Source organism: Oleiphilus sp. HI0086 (genome assembly GCF_001635225.1).
Genome location: NZ_LWFZ01001059.1, coordinates 1 through 892 on the forward strand (window position 1 = coordinate 1; position 892 = coordinate 892).

1 protein-coding gene is annotated in these 892 nt (G+C 47.5%); it reads left to right on the forward strand.

The features are described 5' to 3' along the window. The coding region (locus tag A3756_RS18925) for a M17 family metallopeptidase (RefSeq protein WP_197481382.1) at window positions 1–892 on the forward strand (892 nt) is incomplete at both ends.

Here is an 892-nt window from a genome sequence, read left to right on the forward strand (position 1 = left end):
CTTCATTGCTGGCGATCTAGCGCTACAAATTCCTGCGGCGCGCTACTCGCTGGATTGCAGTCAGTGCAGCGAGCTATTTGAAGACCAAACTGAGTTTGAAACTCAGTTCGCAATCACCTGGGCCCTCTCTTGTTACCGGTACACTGAATATAAAAAGAATGATAAGAGCCTGCCAACACTTTCTGTATCTTCAGAAGCAATACTCAACAAAGCACAGGCATTTTCTTCTTCAGTGTCATTAGTAAGAGATCTGATCAACACCCCAGCCAGTGACTTAATGCCTGAAGATATGGGTACCGTAGCTGAGCAGCTCGCAGAGCAATACGGTGCTAAGCTCGAACAGTTTGTTGGCGACCAACTACTTGAGCACAACTACCCTACCATTCATGCCGTTGGCAGAGCCAGTGTACATGAACCAAGGCTCATTGATCTTACTTGGGGTGACGAAGATGCCCCAAAAATAACACTGGTTGGCAAAGGAGTTTGCTTTGACAGCGGAGGCCTGGACCTCAAGCCCAGTAATGCTATGCGCCTTATGAAAAAAGACATGGGCGGCGCGGCGCACGTACTTGGGCTAGCAAAATTAATTATGGACCAAGCTCTTCCAATCAGATTACGTGTACTAATACCCGCAGTAGAGAATGCCGTATCTTCGAATGCTTTTCGTCCAGGTGATGTAATCACCACACGACAAGGAATTACTGTCGAAATTGACAACACTGACGCTGAAGGCCGCTTAGTCTTATGTGACGCATTGACCGAAGCAGATAGCGAAAACCCGGACATGATATTCGACTTTGCAACACTAACCGGCGCCTGCCGAGTTGCATTAGGAACAGAGTTACCCGGTTTTTTTTGCAATGACGAACAACTTGCATCTTCGTTGCAGGAG